General features: G+C 39.8%; 22 protein-coding genes and 1 pseudogene. 2 read left to right on the plus strand and 21 right to left on the minus strand.

The features are described from left to right. Positions 1 to 42: 42 nt before the first annotated feature. From AC6IZ0_RS19415 to AC6IZ0_RS19505, 19 genes are all read right to left on the minus strand, one after another. Positions 43 to 1,110: a T3SS effector HopA1 family protein gene (locus AC6IZ0_RS19415; RefSeq protein WP_497724456.1), complete on the minus strand. Its 1,068-nt coding sequence runs from the start codon at positions 1,108 to 1,110 to the stop codon at positions 43 to 45. An 8-nt stretch (positions 1,111 to 1,118) separates the two neighbouring features. Next, positions 1,119 to 2,288: a hypothetical protein gene (locus AC6IZ0_RS19420; RefSeq protein WP_497724457.1), complete on the minus strand. Its 1,170-nt coding sequence runs from the start codon at positions 2,286 to 2,288 to the stop codon at positions 1,119 to 1,121. Between the two features lie 151 nt (positions 2,289 to 2,439). Further along, on the minus strand, positions 2,440 to 2,586 hold the full coding sequence (locus tag AC6IZ0_RS19425) for a hypothetical protein (protein ID WP_497724459.1): 147 nt from the start codon (positions 2,584 to 2,586) through the stop codon (positions 2,440 to 2,442). A gap of 765 nt (positions 2,587 to 3,351) precedes the next feature. Further along, a complete protein-coding gene (locus AC6IZ0_RS19430; RefSeq protein ID WP_497724461.1) occupies positions 3,352 to 3,921 on the minus strand; it encodes a Uma2 family endonuclease in 570 nt (189 codons plus the stop codon). 128 nt (positions 3,922 to 4,049) lie between these two features. Next, a complete protein-coding gene (locus AC6IZ0_RS19435; protein WP_497724462.1) occupies positions 4,050 to 4,997 on the minus strand; it encodes a DUF4351 domain-containing protein in 948 nt (315 codons plus the stop codon). A gap of 71 nt (positions 4,998 to 5,068) precedes the next feature. Continuing rightward, entirely contained in the window at positions 5,069 to 6,052 is a 984-nt protein-coding gene (locus AC6IZ0_RS19440) for an Rpn family recombination-promoting nuclease/putative transposase (protein ID WP_497724464.1), read from the minus strand. A 71-nt stretch (positions 6,053 to 6,123) separates the two neighbouring features. Then, positions 6,124 to 7,095 (minus strand): Rpn family recombination-promoting nuclease/putative transposase, encoded by a 972-nt coding sequence (locus AC6IZ0_RS19445; protein ID WP_497724465.1) that lies wholly within the window; start codon positions 7,093 to 7,095, stop codon positions 6,124 to 6,126. Positions 7,096 to 7,208: 113 nt separating this feature from the next. Continuing rightward, on the minus strand, positions 7,209 to 8,282 hold the full coding sequence (locus tag AC6IZ0_RS19450; RefSeq protein ID WP_497724466.1) for a T3SS effector HopA1 family protein: 1,074 nt from the start codon (positions 8,280 to 8,282) through the stop codon (positions 7,209 to 7,211). 22 nt (positions 8,283 to 8,304) lie between these two features. Continuing rightward, complete coding sequence (locus AC6IZ0_RS19455; RefSeq protein WP_497726109.1) at positions 8,305 to 9,441, minus strand: phosphotransferase; 1,137 nt, start codon at positions 9,439 to 9,441, stop codon at positions 8,305 to 8,307. 186 nt (positions 9,442 to 9,627) lie between these two features. Next, a complete protein-coding gene (locus tag AC6IZ0_RS19460) occupies positions 9,628 to 10,188 on the minus strand; it encodes a hypothetical protein (protein WP_497724467.1) in 561 nt (186 codons plus the stop codon). A gap of 96 nt (positions 10,189 to 10,284) precedes the next feature. Continuing rightward, positions 10,285 to 11,820, minus strand: coding sequence for a TrbI/VirB10 family protein (locus AC6IZ0_RS19465; RefSeq protein WP_497724468.1), 1,536 nt, complete (start codon positions 11,818 to 11,820; stop codon positions 10,285 to 10,287). Positions 11,821 to 11,842: 22 nt separating this feature from the next. Next, positions 11,843 to 12,517 carry a hypothetical protein gene (locus AC6IZ0_RS19470; RefSeq protein WP_497724469.1) on the minus strand — a complete coding sequence of 225 codons (675 nt, stop codon included), beginning with the start codon at positions 12,515 to 12,517 and terminating at the stop codon, positions 11,843 to 11,845. Between the two features lie 60 nt (positions 12,518 to 12,577). Then, entirely contained in the window at positions 12,578 to 13,375 is a 798-nt protein-coding gene (locus AC6IZ0_RS19475) for a hypothetical protein (RefSeq protein ID WP_497724470.1), read from the minus strand. Between the two features lie 19 nt (positions 13,376 to 13,394). Continuing rightward, positions 13,395 to 14,444: a hypothetical protein gene (locus AC6IZ0_RS19480; protein WP_280791809.1), complete on the minus strand. Its 1,050-nt coding sequence runs from the start codon at positions 14,442 to 14,444 to the stop codon at positions 13,395 to 13,397. 20 nt (positions 14,445 to 14,464) lie between these two features. Beyond that, positions 14,465 to 15,226, minus strand: coding sequence for a hypothetical protein (locus AC6IZ0_RS19485; protein WP_271733103.1), 762 nt, complete (start codon positions 15,224 to 15,226; stop codon positions 14,465 to 14,467). A gap of 38 nt (positions 15,227 to 15,264) precedes the next feature. Continuing rightward, positions 15,265 to 18,012, minus strand: a complete 2,748-nt coding sequence (locus AC6IZ0_RS19490; RefSeq protein ID WP_497724472.1) for a putative type IV secretion/conjugal transfer ATPase — start codon at positions 18,010 to 18,012, stop codon at positions 15,265 to 15,267. Continuing rightward, the gene (locus AC6IZ0_RS19495; RefSeq protein WP_271733077.1) at positions 17,960 to 18,337 is read right to left on the minus strand and encodes a hypothetical protein; all 378 of its coding nucleotides are present in this window, start codon (positions 18,335 to 18,337) and stop codon (positions 17,960 to 17,962) included. The genes AC6IZ0_RS19490 and AC6IZ0_RS19495 overlap by 53 nt, the downstream gene beginning before the upstream one ends. A 3-nt stretch (positions 18,338 to 18,340) precedes the next feature. Next, positions 18,341 to 18,952, minus strand: a complete 612-nt coding sequence (locus AC6IZ0_RS19500; protein WP_497724473.1) for a hypothetical protein — start codon at positions 18,950 to 18,952, stop codon at positions 18,341 to 18,343. A gap of 401 nt (positions 18,953 to 19,353) precedes the next feature. After that, a complete protein-coding gene (locus AC6IZ0_RS19505; RefSeq protein WP_497724474.1) occupies positions 19,354 to 20,712 on the minus strand; it encodes a UDP-N-acetylmuramoyl-tripeptide--D-alanyl-D-alanine ligase in 1,359 nt (452 codons plus the stop codon). A gap of 673 nt (positions 20,713 to 21,385) precedes the next feature. Here AC6IZ0_RS19505 and AC6IZ0_RS19510 point away from each other — a divergent pair. Continuing rightward, complete coding sequence (locus tag AC6IZ0_RS19510; RefSeq protein ID WP_497724475.1) at positions 21,386 to 22,030, plus strand: type I restriction endonuclease subunit R; 645 nt, start codon at positions 21,386 to 21,388, stop codon at positions 22,028 to 22,030. A gap of 14 nt (positions 22,031 to 22,044) precedes the next feature. Here the strand turns inward: AC6IZ0_RS19510 and dnaK are convergent. Beyond that, a pseudogene (dnaK, locus tag AC6IZ0_RS19515) lies at positions 22,045 to 23,903 on the minus strand (molecular chaperone DnaK). Between the two features lie 77 nt (positions 23,904 to 23,980). Then, complete coding sequence (locus AC6IZ0_RS19520; protein ID WP_497724476.1) at positions 23,981 to 24,445, minus strand: Hsp20/alpha crystallin family protein; 465 nt, start codon at positions 24,443 to 24,445, stop codon at positions 23,981 to 23,983. A gap of 300 nt (positions 24,446 to 24,745) precedes the next feature. Here AC6IZ0_RS19520 and AC6IZ0_RS19525 point away from each other — a divergent pair, with 300 nt between their 5' ends. Next, entirely contained in the window at positions 24,746 to 25,849 is a 1,104-nt protein-coding gene (locus AC6IZ0_RS19525; protein WP_497724477.1) for a methyltransferase domain-containing protein, read from the plus strand.

The following is a 25,849-nucleotide window of genomic DNA, read 5'->3' on the forward strand; positions in this document are numbered from 1 at the left end:
GGTAATGACGTACACTAACCTTGCTATAATAGGTAATTTGGTTTAGCAAATTGGTGTATAAATATCTTCAGAATTAGGATTTAGATAAGGGCGTTCTATATCAATTCCCAACTTTTCAAAGTTTTGCAGTATATATTTCATACGAATCTCTGGCGATTCATCACCATTTTTATGCGCTTCCAATAAGGCATTAGCCACAATTCTAAATCTGTTCACACCAAAAGTTTCTTGATATGTAAATTGTAGATTAGGGTGTTCCGCTAATCCAATTCCAGGTGCAAGCCTTTTGGTAAATAAAGGAGTGTTACAGTCAAATTCGGACTGATTATCTGTGTAAATATTTGCCAAAACTTCCCTGATTAATTCATATTTATCATTATTAAATACAACAAGAACACCTGAGTCATAGCGTTTGTAGTTCAAAGGATTACATAACACTTCAAACTTGAAAGGAACACTCATATCGTTTAGTGTTCTAGTTATAGATTCCATGGACTTAATTGCTGCCTGAGAACTGAAGTTGAGGTAAACAAATACTACTTGCTTAAAAGTATTTTGTGTATTTTGTTGGAAATCGCGACTTGTATTTCCCACTGCCGAATAAAATCCATTATTAATAAAGCTTGGAGGAGCCCACATACATACAAAATCACCTACCTTTGGCGACTCCTTTACTGAATCAATATGCTTATTAGGATCAACGTGTATAGTGACACCATCGTAATATATAGCAAGACTGCCATCAGTTTCTGCTCGGATAACTTCGCAATCAGGATGAAGCCAACCTGTTCCTGTGTTACTTTTCTCTAGTTTTTCGTAAAACTCCCAATCAACTCCTTGAGAAGCTATTCTTTCTAAGATGACCTCATTGGTATCCAGTTCTTTTTTTGCCTGTTTCTTTCGTGAACCTGTATAGTAAATACTAAATAATAAATCTAACAACTGTGAACTCAAATATTGATACTGAAATTCAGGAGATAGTTTTTGTATCTGTTTTAGAGTATCAGGTGTTAATTCTTCAACCAAAAAATTATCATAGTTTATTTGAAAATAATCAGCATCTATTCTTAGATTACTAGAAATATGTTTTAATATCTTAATTAATTCCATAATTAATCCTATTGATGAGAGTGTAATGTAGCGGAAATTATGTCTGATTCTCCTAATCCAAAAACGGATTTAAAGGATTTTTCTGGTTGACAGAGCAAATTTTTGGCAACCTCCATTATAAAAATTGACTTGTTTTCAAAGTAAAAATGACTTTCTAATAACTTGAGAACTGTATAAATTAAACGAAGGCCAGCAAACTGAATAACTTTTATCAGAAAGTTAGGATGATGCTCTAAAATTTTCGGATAAGCTTTAATATAAGCTTTTGTCATTGCCATAATTAAAGGTGAAACACTTTCTAGTGGTACTTTAGCTAGACACAAAGATTCCTTAACTCCAATTGAAGGATGTATTATTAGACTGTTAAGCCATATCAGCAAGTAACTACTAACTGCTATTCCTAGGTCGCAAGCAGGTTCACCCCAGCTAAAACTTCCCCAATCAATAAATTTCATTAAACTTATATTAGAGTAATCATTTTTTGAACCTAGTATTTTTTCATAGTCTTTGTGAATCAATATTCTGCTCCATTCAAGATTGTTATGAATTAAGCAGCAGTTACACCGTTTTGTTACAAGTTCTAACACTGCACTTCTTAGATTTTCATAGCGTTGATAAAAAGTGAGAAATCTGAGACCTTCTGCTGGAAAAATACTTAGCTTTTCTGGTTGCATTCGACTAATAATATAATCATAATAAGGGAAACTGAATTCAAAATTATCCTGATACTTAGCTAAAAATTGGGAGCAGTGAATAGAGTTGCCAGTTTCATGATGTAATGTACCCAGAGTACAGCCTAATATTTCGGCAATCGATGTTGGAAGAATAGGATTGTTTTTGTAATAACTGGCTAGATCAATATACTCCATTGAGTACTTGTATATCAAAGTACAATTAACTGGATCAAAATTTAAAATAGTAGGAGTAAGAAGTGAAGTTTTCAAATTATCATAATTATCTAAATATTCGTAAATATAATGTTCATTGACCACGGATTCCTCCATGTATTTACCATATCCACTCTTGACAATTAAATTTTGATTTTGCATGGTAAGCTTCCAATGGTAATTGCTGCTGTAGATAGTGTCAATTTTCACATTATCTATATCTTTTTCTGTACAAATTCCATTATTCAACAGGTAATAAAATAAGTTTTTATAAGTTAACCTTTCCTGCATCAATTATCTCCATTCTTTTGATATTTTCCCTCACGACTATGCAGAGACCCATCACAGATAAGGATGATAGTCTCTACACAATAGTCGACTTAAAGTATAGTCTGAGATTATACTTTATGGTCAGCTTCTTTTAATGCTGCCCGAGAACATACTATTGAAAACAAACTACAAAAACCGCCCTGCCCCCTCCATAGATTTCTTGAGACATTTGATCATCTAGATCATCTATAAAGCTTTCATCACCCCCAAATAATTCCATACCAGCGGGTTGAATGTCATTAATCTTAATATCAGCCATGAGAGTTGTTCCTCCATTTATTATCTTCAACAATCAAACCCAAGGTTTAAAACCTCGATTGATAGCAGTGTATGAAAGTAAAACACTTATGTCTAGATATTTTTACTAAATAAAAGTGACAAAATAGTTACAGCTTTGTCACTAAAATTTCCGCAATTGTAACGGTATATTACATAAAACAGCCGTAATTATGGCTTAAAAGTCACATATTATACAAATAAACAGACATAATACGGAATTACAACCCAGAAAAAAGGGACAAAATAGTTACAATTATGTCCCAATTAATTTGAGATTTACAGCGCCTTTGATTTGAGTTAGGTACAAAAGGGCGGGCTTTCCTGCCCACCCCACAAGATTTATGATATTAAGGTGTGTAGTTTATTTACTTGATGATTTAAATATAAAAATCAGGGGAAGATTTTGTCTTTCCCTGATTAGTTAGAGGTTGGTTTATAACTTTTCAACAGGTAATTTTCATCTTAGGGAACACCGGAACGGGGGAACACACCGAAGGCGGGGTAAAACAATATTTGATACCTTAATCATAACTTTTAAAACATCCTGTTAGTCCTTATAGCCTTTTTCAGGCTAATGAAGTACACATCAATTGCCTATTCCCTATTCCCTATTCCCTATTCCCTATTCCCTATTCCCTGTTCCCTGTTCCCTGTTCCCTGAAACTAAACAACTTTGTACCTCACGAGCATGGGAAATGCTATATTGTAGTTATCGCCTGGCGCACCGACTTTATAAATATTTGAGTTAACAGTGCCAAATATCATTTACCGTTAACTTAATTTCAGAAAACAAGGGGGAACAAATCACCATATCACCAGTAAAAACCTGCTCCTCATACAAACCTTCTACCCACTGCAAAACCGTCACCTTTTGCTGTATGGGATCTACAATCCAATACTCAGGGATTCCCCGCGTTGCATACTCAGAGCGCTTGTAACGATAATCCCGATTTTCTTGATTTGGACTGACTACCTCAATCACCAACAACGGCTGCGGCATATCCATTAAAATTAGGGAGCGTGTAGCACTTTGCATTACCTGAGCCAATTCTTCAGAAAACAAGACCAAATCAGGAACACGCACCCCCACCTGGCGACTATATACGGCCATTTCTGTTTTCATACTCAAGCGGTAATAGGGAATACCTAATTTTAGGAAGTATGCCAATAAAAACATGGCTATCCGACGATTTAGCTCACTTTCTAAAGGCATAGAAATTAATTTGCCGTTCTCCAATTCATATAAATTATCTGTACCATCATCAAATTGCAGAAACTCTTCCAAGGTCATGTTCTTGGGGGTTGTAACTGTCATGATTTTTTCTCCTATAAACCGTAAATACCCCATCTCTATCCTCATAAACCATAGAAGGAGTAAGTGGCGATCGCCCCTGCATTCTATTTAGTATTTGAAAATAGGGAGACAAGAGCGCCCCACAGTAATTACTGGGATTCCAACCAAGCCAGTAAATCCGCCATACTACCCAAATCTAGTAAAGCCTCCCCCAGGGCTTCCAATTGGTGGAGGGAAAGAGACTGGATGCGCTGCTGTAATTCTGGGGATAATTCACCGTATCGTTTTTTTAGGAGTTTGAGAATCAGGGTTACTTCACCCTCTTGTCTACCCTCTTGTATTCCCCGTTCATAACCTATGCGCTCGCCGGTGGTAACATACCTCATAGTCCGCTCCTGCTCAAATTGCTTAAATTCTGACCACAATTGATTTTCCAGTGCTTTTGGTAAAATCATAACCCAGTCGATAAAGCGATAGAGGTTCCGGATATCTTGTTCTTTTAGTCCTAAATCGTACAACCTACGAATTAAGCTAAATTTCCAGGTTTTCCGTTCTGCTGGTGATGAGCGTGTCTGCTGGGTTTTCAAGTGCGCCATCACCACTGTAGCAAAGGGATTATGACTATTTTCTAACTCTTGCCACCGTTGTTCATAATCTAACAATTTAACTATGCCAAATTCAAAGTTTAATCTTGTCTGGGGATAGTTATAACTGTAATTATGCGGTCTCCAGTTGCGGTTATTGTCACACAAGATTGCCAAGCTAATGGCTGGTTTACCAAAGCGGTCAAAGATGCGAAAGTTATAGGTAAACATCCGCTGACTAAAACCATATTCTTTCTGTGCTTGAATTTCCACATGAATTAATAGCCAGATTTCTTCGCCGTTAAGTTGCCAAACCTTGACTAATTGGTCAGCATAACGTTTACCTTGCTCCGCATCACGGGCAATTTGCCGAAATTCCTGATTGAGAAATTCATGGGGTAGCTCCCAGTTAATCAAGGCCGCGGTGGCTGGGAAAAAGAATTGTATGGCTTGGGGAAAATACTCGGTAAGTATCTCTTTCCAAGGGCTATCAAAGTCAGCGCGCTCGTTCATGTTATTAATGACTTAATGGCAGATATAAACCATTTAGGCTGAAAAGGGGTAGGATACCCACCCCACAGTAATTACTGGGATTCCAACCAAGCCAGTAAATCCGCCATACTACCCAAATCTAGTAAAGCCTCCCCCAGAGCTTCTAATTGGTTGAGGGAAAGAGACTGGATGCGCTGCTGTAATTCTGGGGATAATTCACCGTATCGTTTTTTTAGTTGTTTGAGAATCAGGGTTAGTTCACCCTCTTGTCTACCCTCTTGTCTACCCTCTTGTATTCCCTCTTGTCTACCCTCTTGTATTCCCCGCTCATAACCTATGCGCTCGCCGGTGGTAACATACCTCATAGTCCGCTCCTGTTCAAATTGCTTAAATTCTGACCACAATTGATTTTCCAGTGCTTTTGGTAAAATCATAACCCAGTCGATAAAGCGATAGAGATTCCGGATATCTTGTTCTTTTAGTCCTAAATCGTACAACCTACGAATTAAGCTAAATTTCCAGGTTTTCCTTTCTGCTGGTGATGAGCGTGTCTGCTGGGTTTTCAAGTGCGCCATCACCACTGTAGCAAAGGGATTATGACTATTTTCTAACTCTTGCCACCGTTGTTCATAATCTAACAATTTAACTATGCCAAATTCAAAGTTTAATCTTGTCTGGGGATAGTTATAACTGTAATTATGCGGTCTCCAATTGCGGTTATTGTCACACAAGATTGCCAAGCTAATGGCTGGTTTACCAAAGCGGTCAAAGATGCGAAAGTTATAGGTAAACATCCGCTGACTAAAATCATTTTCTTTCTGTGCTTGAATTTCTACATGAATTAATAGCCAGATTTCTTCGCCGTTAAGTTGCCAAACCTTGACTAATTGGTCAGCATAACGTTTACCTTGCTCCGCATCACGGGCAATTTGCCGAAATTCCTGATTGAGAAATTCATGGGGTAGCTCCCAGTTAATTAGGGTGGCGGTGGCTGGGAAAAAGAATTGTATGGCTTGGGGAAAATACTCGGTAAGTATCTCTTTCCAAGGGCTATCAAAGTCAGCGCGCTCGTTCATGTTATTAATGACTTAATGGCAGATATAAACCATTTAGGCTGAAAAGGGGTAGGATACCCACCCCACAGTAATTACTGGGATTCCAACCAAGCCAGTAAATCCGCCATACTACCCAAATCTAGTAAAACCTCCCCCAGAGCTTCTAATTGGTTGAGGGAAAGAGACTGGATACGTTGCTGTAATTCTGGGGATAATTCACCGTATCGTTTTTTTAGGAGTCTGAGAATCAGGGTTACTTCACCCTCTTGTATTCCCTCTTGTATTCCCTCTTGTCTACCCTCTTGTATTCCCCGTTCATAACCTATGCGCTCGCCGGTGGTAACATACCTCATAGTCCGCTCCTGCTCAAATTGCTTAAATTCTGACCACAATTGATTTTCCAGTGCTTTTGGTAAAATCATAACCCAGTCGATAAAGCGATAGAGATTCCGGATATCTTGTTCTTTTAGTCCTAAATCGTACAACCTACGAATTAAGCTAAATTTCCAGGTTTTCCGTTCTGCTGGTGATGAGCGTGTCTGCTGGGTTTTCAAGTGCGCCATCACCACTGTAGCAAAGGGATTATGACTATTTTCTAATTCTTGCCACCGTTGTTCATAATCTAACAGTTTAACTATGCCAAATTCAAAGTTTAATCTTGTCTGGGGGTAGTTATAACTGTAATTATGCGGTCTCCAGTTGCGGTTATTATCACACAAGATTGCCAAGCTAATGGCTGGTTTACCAAAGCGGTCAAAGATGCGAAAGTTATAGGTAAACATCCGCTGACTAAAATCATTTTCTTTCTGTGCTTGAATTTCTACATGAATTAATAGCCAGATTTCTTCGCCGTTAAGTTGCCAAACCTTGACTAATTGGTCAGCATAACGTTTACCTTGCTCCGCATCACGGGCAATTTGCCGAAATTCCTGATTGAGAAATTCATGGGGTAGCTCCCAGTTAATTAGGGTGGCGGTGGCTGGGAAAAAGAATTGTATGGCTTGGGGAAAATACTCGGTAAGTATCTCTTTCCAAGGGCTATCAAAGTCAGCGCGCTCGTTCATAATTATAGCATTTCCCATGCTCGTGAGGTACATTTTTTTTTAGTTTGAGGGAACAGGGAACAGGGAATAGGGAATAGGGAATTGGTGTGTACTTCATGAGCCTGAAAAAGGCTTTATTCCCAGGATTGATAAATATCCTCAGAGCCAGCATTTAAATATGCTTTTGCTAAATCTATTCCTAACTGGGAAAATTCTGTATTAATGGCTTGCATCCTCCCCTGAATGGAGTTATCCCCCTGATACCAAGCTTTTAATAATCCATTGGCGATAATCTGACAACGATTCATCCCAAAGCTTTCTTTTTCTACAAACTTTTGATTTGGTTCTTCAGCTAAACTTAACCCCGGTGCTAATTGCATGGTAAATAGGGGAATTTCTCGGTGAAAGTAGGATTGATTTGTCAGATATATATCCTGTAGAGTAGTTTTAACTTGTTGATAATCTGGTTTATCAAAGTACAATACACCTGAGTCATGTCTTCCGTAATCTTGGGGATTGTACAAAACTTTAAAACTAAAGGGAATCCCTAAATCATTTAGTTGCTGGGTTAAACTACCCATTACCCCTACAGCACCTTCAGGAGTGAAATTAAAATAAATTCTCACGGTTACTGAGTTCTTTGGCTCATCCTCCACACGAGTAAAACCCTGATTCCCAACAGCCATGTAAAAGCCATTTTGTACTCTATTTTTTGGTAACCGAATAGCAACAGTATCACCCACTCTTGCGCTTTGTTCGGCTGGTGATAGATGTTTATCTCGGTGAATATGTAGCCTTAAACCGCCTTGTGTCACCGCTAATGTATCGTCTGGTTCTTCTCCCATAACATACCAACCATAGTCAAAATACCCATCTCCTTGATTGCTATTATGTAAATGTTCGTAAAATTCTAAATCCACGCCTAAAAGAGTATTATTCTCTAAGTCTTGGGGTAAGTTATTTTCTTCTCTATCTAGCGCCAATACACTCCGCAGAGAACCGTTATAATAAATGCCATACAGAAAACTTCGCAGTTGTAAACTTAAATATTTTTGCTGCATCTGCTTGGGCATTTTTTGAAACCGTTCTACTACTTCTAGAGGCAATTCTAAGGGTTTATAGTCGGGATGATGAACTGAAAAATCAGTTTTAATCTCTATTTTTTTAACGATGTCTTCCAGGGTTTCTAGTAAGTTGTTAGTTAGCATAAGTTGAGGGGTAAAGTATGAGCTAAACTGCGGTAATATTAAAGGTATGACCAAAAATTGTCGGTATTGATTGTACAGGGCGGGTTAATAATGCTTTAGCTACTTGCAGCATGGCAATTCCTGTATTACTAAAGGATTTTTCATATTGAATCATGGATTGGATTTGTTGAATTAAGGCAAATCCGGCAAATTGTACTACTCTGTGTAAGTAGTCGGGACGGTGTTGTATAATCTCTGGAAAGCTGCTTAAATAACCTTGGGTTAATGCGGCTATGGAAGGTTGCAGCATTTCTAAGGGGGTAATCGCTAATCGCAGGGATTCTTCAATGGTGAGGGATTTACTAATAACTAAACTACCTAACCAAATCTGTACATAACTCCCGATGATTGTCCCTAAGTCAAAGGCGGGATCTCCCCAGTGCGATCGCTCCCAATCAATTAACCTGATCAAATGATCATGGTCATCTTGCCAGTTGTTTCGCACTAAAATATTATTTAGTTTCAAGTCGTTGTGAGTCACACAAGCAGGCTTGACAGATTTACCTAATTCTGCTATAGCCTGCCCTAAACTATCATAACGTTGATAAAGCGCAAAGAATTTTAACCCATCATCGGGTACTAAACCAAAAATTTCTGGCTCCACACGTTCAAATCCCAGAATCAAATTTGATACCAGATCAAAGTTCACAGAATCTTGAGTGAAAAATTCTTGATATTCTTGATGGTCAAAAGTATCACGGTGGATGGTTCCTAAGAGATTACCAATTGCGATCGCAATTTCAGTAGGAAAGCTTTTTTCAGTCCTGTAGAAATCCATCAAATCCCGGTAATCATCCAGATATCTGCAAACAATAATGGAATTTTCTACATCAAAGTGCAGTACCTCTGCTAAAAATTGACGGTATTTTTCCAGTTCTGGAAATCGCTGTAAAAACTCTTGAATGCGCCACTCAACGATAAACTCACCAGCTGCTACACCTTTTTGATTCAGTCGCTCTTGCTTAATCAGTAATTTGTGTTGCTCTGTAAAGGTAAGTAATAGGTTGAAATTCTTGGTTGTGAGTGGTTCTATCTTAGTGGGAGGTTGTTGGGACTTATCCAATAACCCTTGTGTCAGCAAATAATCAAAAGCATTATCGGAATTTAAGATAAATGTCATATTTTTAATCACCATTTTTCCGACTAACTACTCAATGTAGTTATTGATGGCATATTATTACACTTAAACCACTCTGGCTATAAATTTACATAAAATAAAAGGGACAAAATAGTTACACTTATGTCCCGATTAATTTGAGATTTATCAAAGGTCTTAACCCCAAGAAGCTTGGGGTGTGTCAAAGGGTTAAATTAATTCATTGGATGTACTGACACAAGCTATTTCCGTGGGGGCTGGGTCGGGATAAATTGCTAAAGTGTGATAATCAGGAGCAGTGTCTTGATATAATATTCTGAAGGTATAGAGTTTACTCCTGTTTCCTTCTTCGGTAATTACTGTTAAAAGTGTATTATCTGTTTTGGGTATTCCGGGAATATTGAGCCGGGGAATGCGCCGCAGTTGAATGACATTTGCGGCTGAGTTTTTACAGTCTCCGGAATTTAAGTTACGTTCTGCTCCCAATTGCATACACATCGGACCATCAAAGTCCATTGTTACTTGTGATGGGTCGTTTAACCAAACTTTCTTAATTGTTTCCCCTGCTGGGAGAAAGCTTAAGTTTGTCCCTTGTTGATAGGAAACTTTGATAGTAGGTACTACTCCCCCTAAACCTTGCGCTTGACAGGAAAACAGGGAACGCAAAACGGCATTATTAGCTAAAGTTCGCCCTGCATATAGTAAGATGGCAACTGAGAAAATTAGAGGGGTGAGAGTCCAAAAATTAGCATATTTGAGAATGTGTTTCATAGCTACCAATGGGAAAACGGCGATTAGGGTGACTGGGGTTAATTAAGTCCGGTAGGATGCCCAACCCAGAATATTGCTATTATTAGAAATAACGAATTATAGTTTTACGGTTCTATTGACGTATATTTCTACCTCTTGGCCAGCTGGTATAAACCAAATATTAGTTCTTTGCATCATTTGAGAAATCGCTTGTTGATTGCGTTGAGATATTTGGGGTACTATTGACCTTAATCCGCCTTCCAATATTCCAGCTGGTATGTTGCGTCTGTTATTGGTGTTGGTGACGACGGTACTACCACCTTCTATAGAAACTTCGGTTTCAGCACGATTGAATAATTCCGCAGCTTTACCAATACCTCCTAAAATGAATAGACCTGTGTCCATCCCTGCTATTGATCCTGCTTGATCGGGATATTGATTTGCTATTAAAGGTTTACCTTGAGGAGCGCGAAGTACAATTGCATTCTTGGGTAAGGTTCTTTCTATCAACTCACCGTTCTCTTCTGAGATGATTTTGACTAAATTTAACTGTAGTAGACCTTGTTCGGAAATAGAACGAACTTCACCCAATAATTCTGTATTAGCAGGTACTGCGATCGCCCCATCTATAGATTTTAGTGGTTCTTGCAACTGTACCACAAATAGATTATCTTCTTCTTGAGCGTCATTATTCCTAGCTCTAGTAGTTTCCCCAAAGATGGCCGTTGCTAATACGGCTTTAGCATTAGTTCCTACCTTGACAGATTTCGGGTTTTGTGGTTGTGCCTGACTGACTAAAATCTCTGGTTGTGGTGGTGTTTGTCCCGGTTGCGACTTCGTTGCATAAGTATTAACTTCTGGTACAGATAAAGCTGTATTTACTCTTGATTGACCGGTGGTATTTACCTGACCATAACTACCTAACTTGGCTAACCTTGTCCATTCCTTCAGGGGGTCTGGTGGCGATACTGCTGGGATAACAATCGGTGGGGGTGTAGAGTCCATAGCTATTGGTGGGATAGAAACTGAAGGAGACGCGGGTTGTTCAATAATAGGAACTGAAGGAGGTGCGGGTTCTTGAATAGTCCGCTCAACTCTGACTATTTTCTGTGGAGATGTGGCCAGTGTTGTAGGTGTACTTGCTCTCACCTGTGGAGTTTCCACCCGCGCAGGTGGTCTATTTCTGAGATTTTCTTGAGCTGCTCTGACGGTCTGTACTTGTTCTGCAAGGGCTAACTTTGTCTTGAGTATCTCCACCTCTTGTGCTAAATTTACTTCAGGAGCTTCACTAATAGCCGGTGATGGAACCGTTGAGGAAACTAAATTACTTCTGGGTCTTTGATTACTGCTATTCATAATTTGGGATAAAAACACCCCAGCAACTACCACTACAGCTAAGGTAGCACCACCTACTAAGGCTAACTTAGCAAAGGGATTAGATGACAGTGACTGCTCGGTTTCTACTTCTTCGGGTTGGGAATAGTCAAACTCAAAGCTAATTGAATCTTGTTGTGGTGACTCTTCTTCAAAACCCACCAATTGAGCTATTCTAGACTCCCAATCTAACAAGTCTATTTCTGGTTCATGGTGCTCAGGGGTTGGTTCCACTGTATATTGTGGAGAAATTTCTGGGTGAATTGAATAAGTATTCATGGTGTTTTAGTTGGTTTTAATTTCAAGAACAGTTTGTGTCTGTAATGTCGCATATCTGGTAAATTTCTAGCCTAGCTTCTCCTAAGCGGTATGCTGCTAAATCCCAAGATGACCCTTGGGGTGGAATTGAAGTTACAGGTTTATCTATGGCTCTGACTAAAATTTGTTTATTGAACTCATTTGAGGTTCCTAGATTATTAGAACCACTAAAGTTTAATTGATTAGCTAACATTTCAACTTTCCATTTACCATTACCTATTTTTTCCGGTTGAGATACTCTTTGTACTACTAATATATATTCAGATTTGTTAGTGATAAATTTTCCCGTCGGACTTAATTTAGTAATTTCCTCCTGAAACTTGGTTTTCAAATTATTAGCTAAAAGTTGGGAACTAATTTCCCAAGCTGTGATTGGCGGCTGTTTTTGTGACCAGGTAAGCATTAAGGTCATGGTTTCACCGACAAATCGGCGAATTGTTTCTGGATGTCTTTCATCACTTTGTTGAGGGTCTAAGGTAATCGCTCGACCATCAGCAAGTTGGGCCAAGCTTTGGGGTGTCAGTTGCTGTTCTAAATCTTGAATCATGGAACTATGAAACAAAATCAAGAGCAAGCTAAATAAATTTAGCCCAAATGTTCCCACCGCTAATAGTGGTAATATACTACTTTTTCTCTTCTCTGGCTTGACTAATTGCATAAATATTTGCCTTGATAAATTTGAGAATAATTTACTTAAAATAGATAGTCACTTGTTACTTTAATTTCTACAACGGTTTGATTTATCCTCCCTGACAATAATGGAGTTGTCCACTAAACAAAAATCATGAATTTCGTAAATCTCTAGTTTGTCAGCGCGATGGCTAGAAATTGCTTTTTGGATGTCCGTACTACTATCTCTTAGGGGGTAAGGAAAATAATCGATCGCACGCACTAAAAAATCTTTATTAAAGGGTGTGACTGCTTTTCTCCCATCATCTTTTCTGGTCTGAATTAGGTCAGCTATCATCCCTACTCGCCACTTCCCCGGAGCTATTGTTTCTGGGGGGTAAATTCTCTGAATGACTAATTCTGCTGAGATAATTTGATTAGGATTGTTTGAAAATACTTCTGGTGGAGTCATTTGGGCGATCGCACTTAAAAAACCCGGACGAAAATCTTCTGAGATCGCAAAACTCCCTACCCAACTGCTGGTAGTGACTCGTTGGTTACCTCCTTGGGGGGTTCTGATGGGTATTCCTGGGTCTGGTTGGGGTTTTGCAGCTTCTGTAATGGTTTGTGGGGGGAGGGTTCCTGACCAATTAAACATCAATGTCATGGTTTTACTGATGAATTGGCGAATCGCTTCGGGGTCCCTAGCTAAATCATCCACAGCGCCTATGGGTTGACCATCAACCATTTCCACAAAGTTGGGGGGTTTTCTCAGACTAAGTTGGCGAATATTTAACCCTTGTAAAATGAACAGAAATAATACTGCTAGATGTAAGCTGAAAGTGGCGATCGCAAAAATTGTGAGAAAATTGATACTAGATTTTCTTTTTCGGAGTAGTTTCGTCATTTGCACACCGATGGGATGTTTAGATTCTATTTTTGATTAAGGCTGTACTATTATTAATGGCGCTAAAAATCGCAAATCCTCCCGCACCTGCGACAGCTAAGGATAATACTGGCGCTAAAATTCCCACAAAGATAATAAACCACATTAAATCAGGGTTAGCATTGGGGTTTTCTGCAGGTCCATTGATAATTACTGCTGCAGTCACAGCAGCAATGATATTAAATGAAATCTTAGTAATTCCCGCCGCAAAAAAACCTGTAAACCATGCGTAAATCGGTTTACCCCCTACAGGTAATAAAGATGCGCCTAGGGCTAATGGTCCTAAAGCTGCTATAAGTAACATAGTAGCTTCTATAAGGTTTTGAAACGCATATTGCAAAGAAATTAAGAAATTTTTAATTCTGGTTTGGGCGGTATTCCCTAATAAAGAGTTAAAGGTAATATCCGAGATATTTCCTGTATTAAATTTCAAGGAACTGACTTGATTTTCTAGCCTTTCAATCCAAATTCTATTCCCATATAAGTTTCTATATTCCCTCCACAGGTTATCAATTTGGTCGCTTGCTCTGGCCAAGCATTGGGTTTGTTGTTCCCCATTGAGGGATTGACAAGGACGAAGTAAAGAACCCGCTACTTCTTCAGCTAAACTCATATTTAATGCTTGCTGATAAGTTTGTTCAGCATCTGCTGTACTAACTACTTGTTGATTGACTGTGTTAATCAAGTTTCTTACCCCCAGCGTTAAACTAGAAAGTAGGCTACCATTTCCGGTATTACTCAAAAACAGCACCACTATAAAAGGCCAAATTAAACCACTTATAGGACGGGAATATTCACTGTTGATCACATCTTTGAGCCATTGCATCATAAAAAACAATAGCGTCCCCACAGCCAAAAATATACCCAGGTTTGTTAACGCCCCATATAAGTTATTACTTGTATTATTTTGTAATAAATCTAGCCATTGGTTATCCCAACTTTCAGCCATGCTTCTAGCAGTTACAGCACCACTATCAAAAGTTTCATTAATCCCAATTTCTGGGAAGATTTGCGCAATATAAACCTGCATTTTCATTGACCATATAGTAATTATCTACCAAACAAATCTGTTTGAGAAGTATTACGGATAAATCTCGCTGCTTCCGTAGCTGTGTCTACCCTGTGAGTACGATTCATTTCTTCCATCTGCTGGGAAATGTTGACTAAATTTAAATTGGAGTATTGTAAAGATTGATGGGTGAGGATACTTTGCGCTAGGGTTTCAGCGCTGATTTTTGCTTGTTCCTGTTGGATTCTAATACCTTGTAACTGTAAACCCGCTTGGTCTTTCTGTATCGTCATCAGTGGGAGAAAAGCATCGCCAGATGCGCCGAGAGTATCAGCGAGTCTTTGAAAGATGTTATTGGAACTTTGGGAAAGTTCGGAAATATTATTTAAGGTGGTTTCAGTATTTTGTAACTTAGATTTTAATCGGATTTGTCCATCTCTCCCCATATAACTTTCTATGGAACCCCTAGTAATTAGGCGATTCATTTCCTGGTTCACACCATTACTGCGCAGTACTGGATTATTTTCAAATCTATCTGTTGTGGGGTTAAATATCATATCTTGGTTAAAATTATTCCCCGCATCAATTGGGTTAGGTATATTCGCCGCTCCTGTGGCATTATTGAGAGCAGTTTGACCCCTAATTTCTAAAGGTGTTAAGGTTTCGCTCAGATGATTTCTCAGGTAATTTTGCATATCTACAGAATAAAATTGAAACTCAGTCCAAACTTGGCCTAATTGTGCTGTTGCTGGGAGGAGTAATAACCAGGAAAAGCCCAAGGTGAGAACAGTAGTTTTGTGCATATCTTTCAACCTGAATAAATTGGACATGATTACGCCGATTACCCCCCACGGATAGCAGCTATTAATTGTCGCGCAAATACGGAAATTGCTTCATATTTATTGTCATGTTGTCGCATTACTTGTTGACGTGCGGTTTGTTCCTGGGGGTTGTTAGCAACTACTGCTAATTGTTCATAACCTGGATAGTAACGACAAAAGGTATAAATCCCGTTGTCATCTAATAACCATTGGCTGTAAATTCCTTCTTTACGAGGGAAAAAGCTTTCTGTCGCATTACGAGAAATAATATTGCGGGGATATTTTAAGATGTTGACAAAACTATCTACTGCTACTGGCTGAATCCTCCCGATTAATCTGGTAGATAAGTTCTGTAAAATTTTGGATGCGGCTTTAGATTTGGCGATGGTATCAGGGTCTTGGGCTGATAAAATAACTCTGATTCCCGCTTTTGCACCATTGGCGCAAATTCTCCCCACTAAATCAGATATTTGGTCAAATTCAAATAAAATCGGGGCTTCGTCAATAAAAAAGATGGAAGCTGGACTACTTAACGCCCTGCGCAAAGCTGCAGAATAAGCACTTAAGGATAATACAGCAGCGTCTTCATTGTCCGAGAGGTTCCGCAGCGCAAATACTAACAGCTGCGCGTCGGTGGGAAAGCTCGAAGGTGCAGAAATAGCTTGTCCAACTCGACTGGAAAGCCAAAATCTTAACCGCAGTTGAATTTGACTCAGAGCATCATCTACTCTTCCACTCACAGCATTTAATTGCAGATGTTCCGGTGAACAGAAATAAAGAAAGTCTCTTAAGGTGGGGGTTTTTTCCCACTCTTGACTCCCAAACCCCCCCGCGATCGCTTGTTTATATCTTTGGGTAATCCCTGGGTCGGCAAAAAATGCTCTTAATGCTAAGTTGAGCAGGGAACGCACGGTTTGGGATAACAGTTGGTTTTCGGTGGATGAGCCTAAAACCATGGTCATTAATGCTGACTCTAAAAAAGCAGTATAATCTAACAGGCGATCGCGCTGGGCTTCTGGACTGAGCGATCGCAAATCAGGCTGTTCAAATAAGTTATTAGATTCTTTGGCAATATCAAAATAAGCCCCATTCCCCTCCATAAACCTTGTATAGTCGGTAAAAGTAGAGGTTCCATCTGGTTTAGGAAAGTCCAGAGCTACCACCGGAATATCATAAGCTAAGGCTTGGGTTAAAATTCCCGACACCAAAACCGATTTACCAGCGCGGGTAGTCGCAAACAGAGCTAAATTTTTATGTTGGTTAAACAAATCCAGATGTATGGGTGTTCCCCCCTCTTCTGCAATTAACTCAAACCCTCGACTATCCCCAGCTTTGGTTAAAACTAAAGGCATTAATCCCGGTACTTCACTGGTTAAATATAATTGACGGCGGTTAAACGGTTTAACTAACAAACCCTCCCAAACTATCGGTAAAGATTGTAGCCAAATTTTCCAAGCATATTCTACCTCCCTAATTACCTGGGCGGGTCTTTGAAAGCAGTTTTCTATATATCTTGTGGCTTCATCTAATTTGTCTATGCTGGGACGATGTACAAAAATAGCTATACTCGTGTATATTGGTATAGCACCCTCATATAATTGCTCCTGGGCTGCTACAGATTTCTTTAACTTTAATTGAGCGCTGACATCAATAGTTTTACTCTTTTCCTGGGCCATAAGTGCTGTCATATTCGACTGCTTCAGCACCCGTTGTAATGTAGTCTTCACTAAAGCCGGGTTGGCTGCGGTTAACTCGCAGAAAATCTCTGTATCTGTGACAGTTTCTCTGGCTAATAATTCCCACAAATAACGCAACTGAGCGAATTTATTCGGCCACCCTCCGGGTTTTTCTAGAAATGTCAACGCTCCAATATAGCGATTTTTCACATTTACCCAACGACGGTCAGCACAGGGTACACCAGACTCCATCAGTAAAGTTGTACTGTGGATATTTTCTATAAGTAATTGACTACTGCTTAACTCTGAATTAACCTGCTCATATAGTCCGTTTTCATCTAAATGAACTAACTGGGGAATGGGTATAGGTGGTGTTTCATTAAATCTTTTCCAGACCTCTTCCCATAGTTGATCAGCATTTAAAGGTTTAACATCTAAACCCATTTTGTTAGATAATAACTGCTCCCAGCGACAGAAACCCTGTTGATAGGACTGGATAATCAGAGTTTCCAGGCGCTCATTTTGCACTTGGGCTAGTTCCCCTTTAAAGTTTAACCACCATAGTTCAGCTTTAGCTAATAGTTTCTCTATCCAATCATCTGTATATTTCGTATTCGGTTCAATAGTATAAGTTACATATATCCGTAAAAATTTCGGCTTACGAATCCCCGCAGTAGTGAGTTCTTGAGTTCTGGCTCTTTCCGATGTCAATAAATACTTAATATCCCGTGATGGTGTCTGCTTGACTAAGTGAGATAGTTCTATTTGTCTTTGTTTATCTGAACTAAATGACCCCATGTGCAAGGTCATCTTTTCCCCTTCAGGAATATCTTTTAAACCAGATTCTATATTATTAAAAATTGTCTCTATTTGCTCGTTTCTTAACGTAGTATGAATTCCCCGACATTCAAACCCAAAAACAAAGCAAAATTTATCTTTCTGAGTGTCTTTGTTTAAAATGTAAGCACCTATGTCACGACCATCCAGGGAAATGCGTAACATGGAAGCTAAATGTAAAGCATCCTCAAATGGTGTTAATCTACTTTCTTGACCGCCGACCTTTATGCTTTGTTTGCCGATTTTCTGCTTCATGGTTAACTTCTAACAAGCTGTAATAACGAGCAAACCCTCTTGTCCAAGTGGGAACTCCTATGAATTTGCTTAAAAATCGCCAACTCCTACCACCACTTAAGATCCACCAAGTCGCTATTCCCCAACCCGCAATTAATGCTGTCCATAACCATCTTTGAAAATCATCTGCAAATATTCCCCCAAAAACTCCATTCACAATCAAGTAAGCAGCGAGAATAATCACTAACCAGGGAAAGATTTGATCCGCAGGAATTGGACCTAATGAAGGTTGGGCTCCCAGGATTTGATTCACTGGGCGAAATTCTCTATCTGTTTCTTCAGACATACTTTAGTTACTCACATCACCAACTACAAACCCTGTCAGCACATCAGCAACTGTGACCGCAACTACTACTAATAAGGGAACCCTGGCGATACTTTGCCAATCTTCATCTTTCCTAACGGCGTTAATTACACCAACTAAAGAACCTGCAATATACAGTAAATAAATTGCTCGTAAAACGTTAAAGATTAGGCTGACTGCTGTTTGGGTATTACTATTGGTTTCCGTACCTTGTGTTAAAGTATTGCGGAAAAAACTCTCTGCTTTGCCAAAAAATTGCGCCTGTGCGGGAAATGCAAAGTAATCTAGCCAAAATAAACTCAGAACCAGGGATACTGCTAGGATTTGACAGAACACAACCCAGGGCTTTGCTAAATTTACTCTCTGTCCAAGCTGGATGACTATTGCTAGTAAACTTCCCAGGAGCAAACAAAACAGCAGCACAGGGCTTTTTAAACTGACAACGCTTAAAAATACAGCCACAGCTATCAAAAATGGTACTGATTCCACCACCATCAGATACCATGATGACCACATACTTGTGAGTTTTTCAGATGTTTTCTGCCCTTTGGTTATTAAACCTCTCCTAAGTTCTTTCACCCTGTGTTTTTCAGACATTTTGTAGTTTCCCTGTTAACGTCAGTCAGATTTATCCTGTTAATAAGAGCTAATATTTACATTGAAAAATTAAGAAAATCGGCAGGCTTGAGCTTGACGATGTAAATTGAATTTATGTGGCTACAACATCATATACTCTCATAACGTCACATCCTATTAAGGATAAGTTAACTGGTTTTTAATGTTCAGTTAAGTAGATGACTCCACTTATACCACACTACTGCCCACCGTTGGAGCTGATTGACATAATTACCGTATTTATGTCTAAACATTCTCTCTGGGATACTTGATTTTTCTCCATAAGTCATCAAGAATAAAAGTAACCTCTAACAAGTTGTAGTCCATCTTGTTACAAACCTAACCTTATCCAATTTTCCTAGTCCGCACCCTGCGGACTTTATTTATTTTCCCAGAAATTCGCCCCGGAACTGATTAACAACCCGGTCTAGTCCTACGGAATGGGCGGCTTTAAATAACAAGCGATCGCCTGGTTGCACAAATGTAATTAATCTAGTTACTAAGTCCCCATGACTGGTAAAACACTCCGTGGGAATACCCTTTGCACCGGCGATCATTGCTTGGGTATCTTCTCCATCTCCTAAAACTAACAACCCGTCTAATTCCAACTTTTGGACGGTTTCACCGACTCTGTGGTGCAGTTGTCGGGATTTTTCCCCCAATTCTTTCATCGCCCCTAATACGGCGATTCTGCGTTTTCCCCGTGTATCCGCTAACAATTGCAAAGCTGCAATCATAGCTTCTGGTGCAGCATTGTAGGTTTCATCTAAGATTAATATATCATCAGGTAAGCTCAACCTCTGCGATCGCCCGGTAGGCATATTCACCATCACCCCCCCTTGCAAACCTGACCAATCAACCCCCACAACCTTCGCCACCGCCAACGCTGCTAAAAAGTTACTAGCATTGTGAACACCAGCTAAGGGTAAAGGTAGCTGCATTTCCCCCACTTGAATAGTTTCTTGATCTAACACCACCCCTTGGATATCACCACCAGACAAGCCATAAGTTACAACTTCCCCCGACCAAACTTGTGCAGCTGTAGCCATTAATAGGGCATTATCATAATTAAGAATAGCAACCCCATCTTGAGGCATTTTCCCTAATAACTCACATTTAGCCTCCGCTATGGCTTGCTCAGAACCGAGTAACTCAATATGTGCCGTACCCACATTAGTAATTACCCCAATGGTAGGTCGAGCTATTTCCGTTAATTCCGCAATTTGTCCCCTCCCCCGCATCGCCATTTCAATCACAGCATAGTCATGTTCTGCACCCAGTTCTAATAAAGTTTTGGGTACACCGATTTCGTTGTTAAAATTGCCATGGGTTTTATGCACTCTTCCCTGAGTCCCCAACACTGCGGCGATTAGTTCCTTGGTGGTGGTTTTACCTACGGAACCAGTTACCCCCATCACCGGTATATTAAAGCGATCGCGCCACCATCTCCCCAGCTGCTGATATGCTTTTAAAGTATTACCCACCCGTAACACAGGTAACCCTGGATACTCATCATCACCGTCTACAATCGCCGCTAAAGCACCCTGACCTATGGCCGCAGCTACAAAATCATGACCGTCGAATTTTTCCCCCCGCAAAGCTAGAAACACCTCACCGGGTTTAATCATCCGGGTATCTGTTTGAATACCGCTGCTCATTTGTCCCAGAGCAGTTGCAGATAAATTCACAGGTTCAGCGCCTAGAACTGTTAACAGTTGGGAGATGGTGGTAGAGCAAGGCATAATTATCTAACAGCTTTTTTGTGATTTTTTTAAGGTGTGGCTACATCAAATTATAGGAAGTTGTGACTACATAAGAAAATGTGGTGACAACTCCGGGATATGAATTTACCCCACCCGTCCCCAGATCGCTCAATCACGTAACGCCTACGACCGAAGTTCAAATAAAATGGCTGGAATAATGATTCTTGTGTTTTGACATCGTCAATCTAGCGAGTGCCGATTAACCTCTGTCGCTTGCTGTATAAGGGTTTCAGCCTTTGATAGACTGGGGTAAAGTCCATTTCAGCCATCGCTTTTTCTGAACCACGGAAACTGCCTCTAGACTTCTTAGAGGGTAATGGTTTAAAATTGAGGGTTACCCCTCGCTGGGGACATTAATCGAATGGAAACGAATTGAAAACATTGCGCCATCCAGAAGAACATATAAAGGTCCCCCACTCGCTGGGGACATTAATCGAATGGAAACGTCCAGAGGAAAGCGTACCGTATAATTCCCTGTCTAAAAGCTCAAGTCGGTTAAAACCGAATTATTTATGATAGTTAAATAAATCCAAATATAGCAATCCTAAATGATTCATGAACAATTTCTGTTCCCTGTTCCGGTGTTCCGGTGTTCCCTTTCCTCACTGATAATTTTTCAAGTCAAATAGGATGACTATAAAAACAATCCACCATGCAAACATTCGCAGTTACGGAAACAATTACCACCATCACAGAAGCTGAAAAAAGATTTAATTTAACTCGAAATCAATCCCCAGATTTTTTTACCGAATGGTATGAACAATTACCAGAATTAAATAACGATGATATTAAAAACCTAGAAACATTATGGCAACGTTATATTTATCATCGTTCCGGTGGACATTTATTAGAAACTACCGTAATTTTATTACTCGTTTCTCCACTATTAACCATCGCTGGTTTATATGATCCACCTTTTAGAATTAAAGCAGAAGAATCAGTACAAATTATAATAGCTGATAGTGAAGAAACCTTACAGGGAAAAATTGATATTTTAGTATTAAAAGAAAGATTATGGATAATTGTAGTAGAATCTAAAAAAACAATGTTATCAGTTTGGTCAGCATTACCCCAAACTCTAGCTTATTTAATGGCTAATCCTGATCAAAATTATCCTGCTTTTGCGATGTTAACTAATGGTGATGATATAGTTTTTGTAAAAGTTGAAAATCAAAAATATGCAATATCTAGAGTATTTGCACCTTTTACTAATCAAAGTGAATTAGAAGTTGCTTGTCAAGTGTTGCGGAAAATAGTACAAATATTTAACCCCTCCCTAGGTGTCAAGAACACCTAGAGGGGGTTTTCAACTTACTTGCTCTCCACAAAATCCGCATCAATCACATCTTCACCCGTAGTCGTCGCACCAGCTTGAGCATAAACAGCGCTACCAATTTGCATCAGAGCTTGCTGTAACTCCTGAGTGAGAGACTTTATGCGGTCAAAATTATCTTGATTCATCGCCTCCCGTAAATCGGTAATCAGACCCTCAACACGAGTGCGATCGCTACTACTGACCTTATCACCCAAATCTCTAATTTGCTTCTCAGCTTGATAAACCAAAGAATCCGCCAGATTCTTAGTATCAACTTGTTCACGGCGTTGGCTGTCTTCCTCCGCGTGGGTTTGTGCATCCCGCACCATGTTATCTACATCTCGTTTATCCAGAGTCGAAGCACCAGTAATAGAAATCGACTGTTGTTTACCCGTGGCCTTATCTTGAGCCGTCACCGAAAGAATACCATTAGCATCAATATCAAAAGTTACGTCAATTTGCGGCACTCCCCTAGGTGCTGCGGGAATACCATCTAAGCGGAAAGTTCCTAAACTTTTGTTATTCCTAGCTAACTCCCTCTCACCTTGGAGAACGTGAACCTCTACATTGGCTTGACCATCCGCCGCAGTAGAAAATATTTCTGACTTTTTCACTGGGATAGTAGTATTACGGTTAATAATCCTCGTCATCACACCGCCGAGGGTTTCCACACCCAAAGACAAGGGGGTAACATCCAGCAGCAGAATATCTTTGACCTCACCCGCTAACACCCCCGCTTGAATAGCAGCACCCACAGCGACAACTTCATCAGGGTTCACACCTTGACAAGGGTCTTTACCAATGATTCGCCGCACTAATTCTTGTACAGCAGGGATACGAGTAGAACCACCTACCAATACCACCTCATCAATCTGCTTATTACTCAGTTTCGCATCTTGCAAAGCTTGTTGCACAGGGTGACGACACCGGTCTAACAGATCCGCCGTCATCTCCTCAAATTGCGCCCTGGTCAAAGTCATATCCAGGTGTTGGGTCCTGCGGGGGTAGCAGTGATAAAAGGTAAGTTAATATTAGTTTGGGTGGCGCTGGAAAGTTCAATTTTGGCTTTTTCCGCTGCTTCGGTTAATCTTTGTAAGGCTTGTTTATCTTGACGTAAATCAATACCTTGATTATGCTGGAACTCAACAGCTAACCAGTCAACAATCTTTTTATCAAAGTCGTCACCGCCTAAATGGGTGTCTCCACTGGTAGATTTAACCTCAAAGACACCATCCCCAACCTCCAGAATCGACACGTCAAAAGTCCCACCACCTAAGTCAAACACTAAAATAGTTTCATTTTCCTTTTTATCTAACCCATAAGCAAGCGCTGCTGCTGTGGGTTCGTTGATAATCCGCAAAACTTCTAACCCAGCAATTTTACCCGCGTCTTTTGTCGCCTGGCGTTGGGAGTCATTAAAATAAGCGGGAACTGTAATTACTGCTTGGGTGACTTTTTCCCCCAGATATTTACTCGCGTCATCTACCAGCTTCCGCAGCACTTGGGCGGAAACTTCCTCTGGTGCAAATTGTTTACGGGCTGCTACACAGTCTAATTTAACATTACCGTTGCGATCGCGCAAGGTTTTGTAACTAACTTCGGTCGCTTCGTGAGTAATTTCCTCATATTTGCGCCCAATGAAGCGTTTCACAGAATAAAAGGTATTTTCTGGGTTCATCACTGCTTGTCGTCTCGCAATTTGACCCACTAACCGCTCACCAGACTTAGTATAACCAACTACCGAGGGAGTCACCCGCTGACCCTCTGCATTGGGAATCACCACCGGGTCACCCCCTTCGATCACTGCTGCGCAGGAGTTGGTCGTTCCTAAATCAATACCAATTACTTTCGCCATATTATCACCTTCCTGGGATGGCAATTTTCATCTTGAGGATAGGGGACTAAGTATTAGGCTTACCTAGTCCCCCAACCCTACCCAAGATTTACTTTCACAGGTTTGTATTTCTCAGCTTCAGCTTTGGGTAAAGTTAAGCGCAAAATCCCATGGTCATACTTAGCTTCTACTTTCTCGTTCTCTACTGTTTGCGGTAAGGGAATGACTCGGTGAAATTGACCGTAAGCAAACTCAGACCGAGTTACTCCTTGTTTTTCCACCCTAGTCTCACTCCTCCTCTCACCACTAATAGATACTGAGTCGGGACTAACTTGTATATCTATGTCTTTTGCTTCTAAACCAGGAACTTCTAACCGCAGGTGAATTGCATCCTCCGTTTCTTCTAGTTCGGCAGCCGGTATAAATCCTAACTGTATTTCTCCGCTATCACTGGGTATAAATCTATCCCATAGGCGATTGATTTGGCGTTGTAAGGTGTCAATTTCTGGAAATGGATCTAAATTTTGCCAGCGCCGCAATGGTTCCCAACGAGTTATTGCCATAGCTATCACCTCTAAGATAAACTGTGTACTATCGGGAGGCTTAATTTCAAGCTTTACACTCTCGGAATAACTGCTGATTGTCTCAATCTCTTGGCTCTCTCACTGAGCTTAATCTCAAGCTTCCTAATTCACACCTTAAACTAAATCTCACTGGACTAGGTTCGGTTTTATGGTTAGCTGCGATCGCAATAACCGTACTTTGTTAATGAATACACAATTTGTAACAAAATTTCGTGAGCAATTAATTATGTAAATCTTCATGAATACATTATAATACCTAGGTAGTAAAAAAATAGATAAATGACTAAAAAATATATTCCTAATGCTTTTATAAAAACCGAAAATTCCCAGTTATATGCAATTTTCGCCTGGAGTCAGCGCCCAGCGCAAATCATCCCCGCCCAATCTTGGTTAACTATCCTAGAAATATTTGTCCATGAACATGAGCTAGAAAAAGCATACCAAATATTTAAAAAAGTCCAGTTCACACCTGTTGCAGATAAATACATTCAGGAACTAGATAAATATCAGCCAATAACTCAAGATACCATAGTCTTTTTAGCAGATGGTAGCCTCACAATTTTTACCAATGGTTTTCGCAGTTTTATTGAAAAAAACTACCAAGACTTGAGCGGATTAAGTCAAACAACTTACCAAATTCTCCCCCAACTATTTGCTGAATATCAATTAAACAATGACCTAGATAGTATTACAACTATAGAACAATTCCGCACCATAGTAGAAAAACTAGAAAACATAGGTTTATTATCACCCGCAACCGGTGCCATAGACTGGGGCGACTTAAAAAAAATAGTTCCTATTTGTCAAGCATTTGGATTAACCAGAGGAACCCCCATTGATAGATACTACCTGAATAAATTTATAGGGGAAGTTAAACAGGAAATTATTGGTAATGTCCTAGAAATAGGAGGAACTCCAAAAGATAAAGATTTTTATCAAATTAACCCCGGTACATCATACAAAATCCTCAACTTAGAACCTGGACCAGGAGTAGATATAGTTGGGGATGTTCACGACCCATCAATCATTGAACCAGAATCCTTTGACTCCATAATTATTTTTAATGTCTTAGAACATTGTTATGCGCCCTGGATAGCAGTAGAAAACATCCTGACTTGGTTAAAACCCGGTGGTAAATGTTTCGCTATGGTACCAAGCGCCATTAGAGTTCATGCTACACCCGCCGATTATTGGCGACCCTTACCAGATGCTTTTGCTTACATCTTTAGAAACTATACTCAACAGCAACTGTACATCTACGGTAACCCCACAACTGTCATTGCTAGTTATCATGGAATTGCCGTAGAAGAACTGACAACAGAAGAATTAGATGCCTATCATCCAGATTATCCCGTGGCAACTTGTATAATGGCTACAAAATAA

It is taken from the genome of Anabaenopsis sp. NIES-4685, assembly GCF_059725405.1.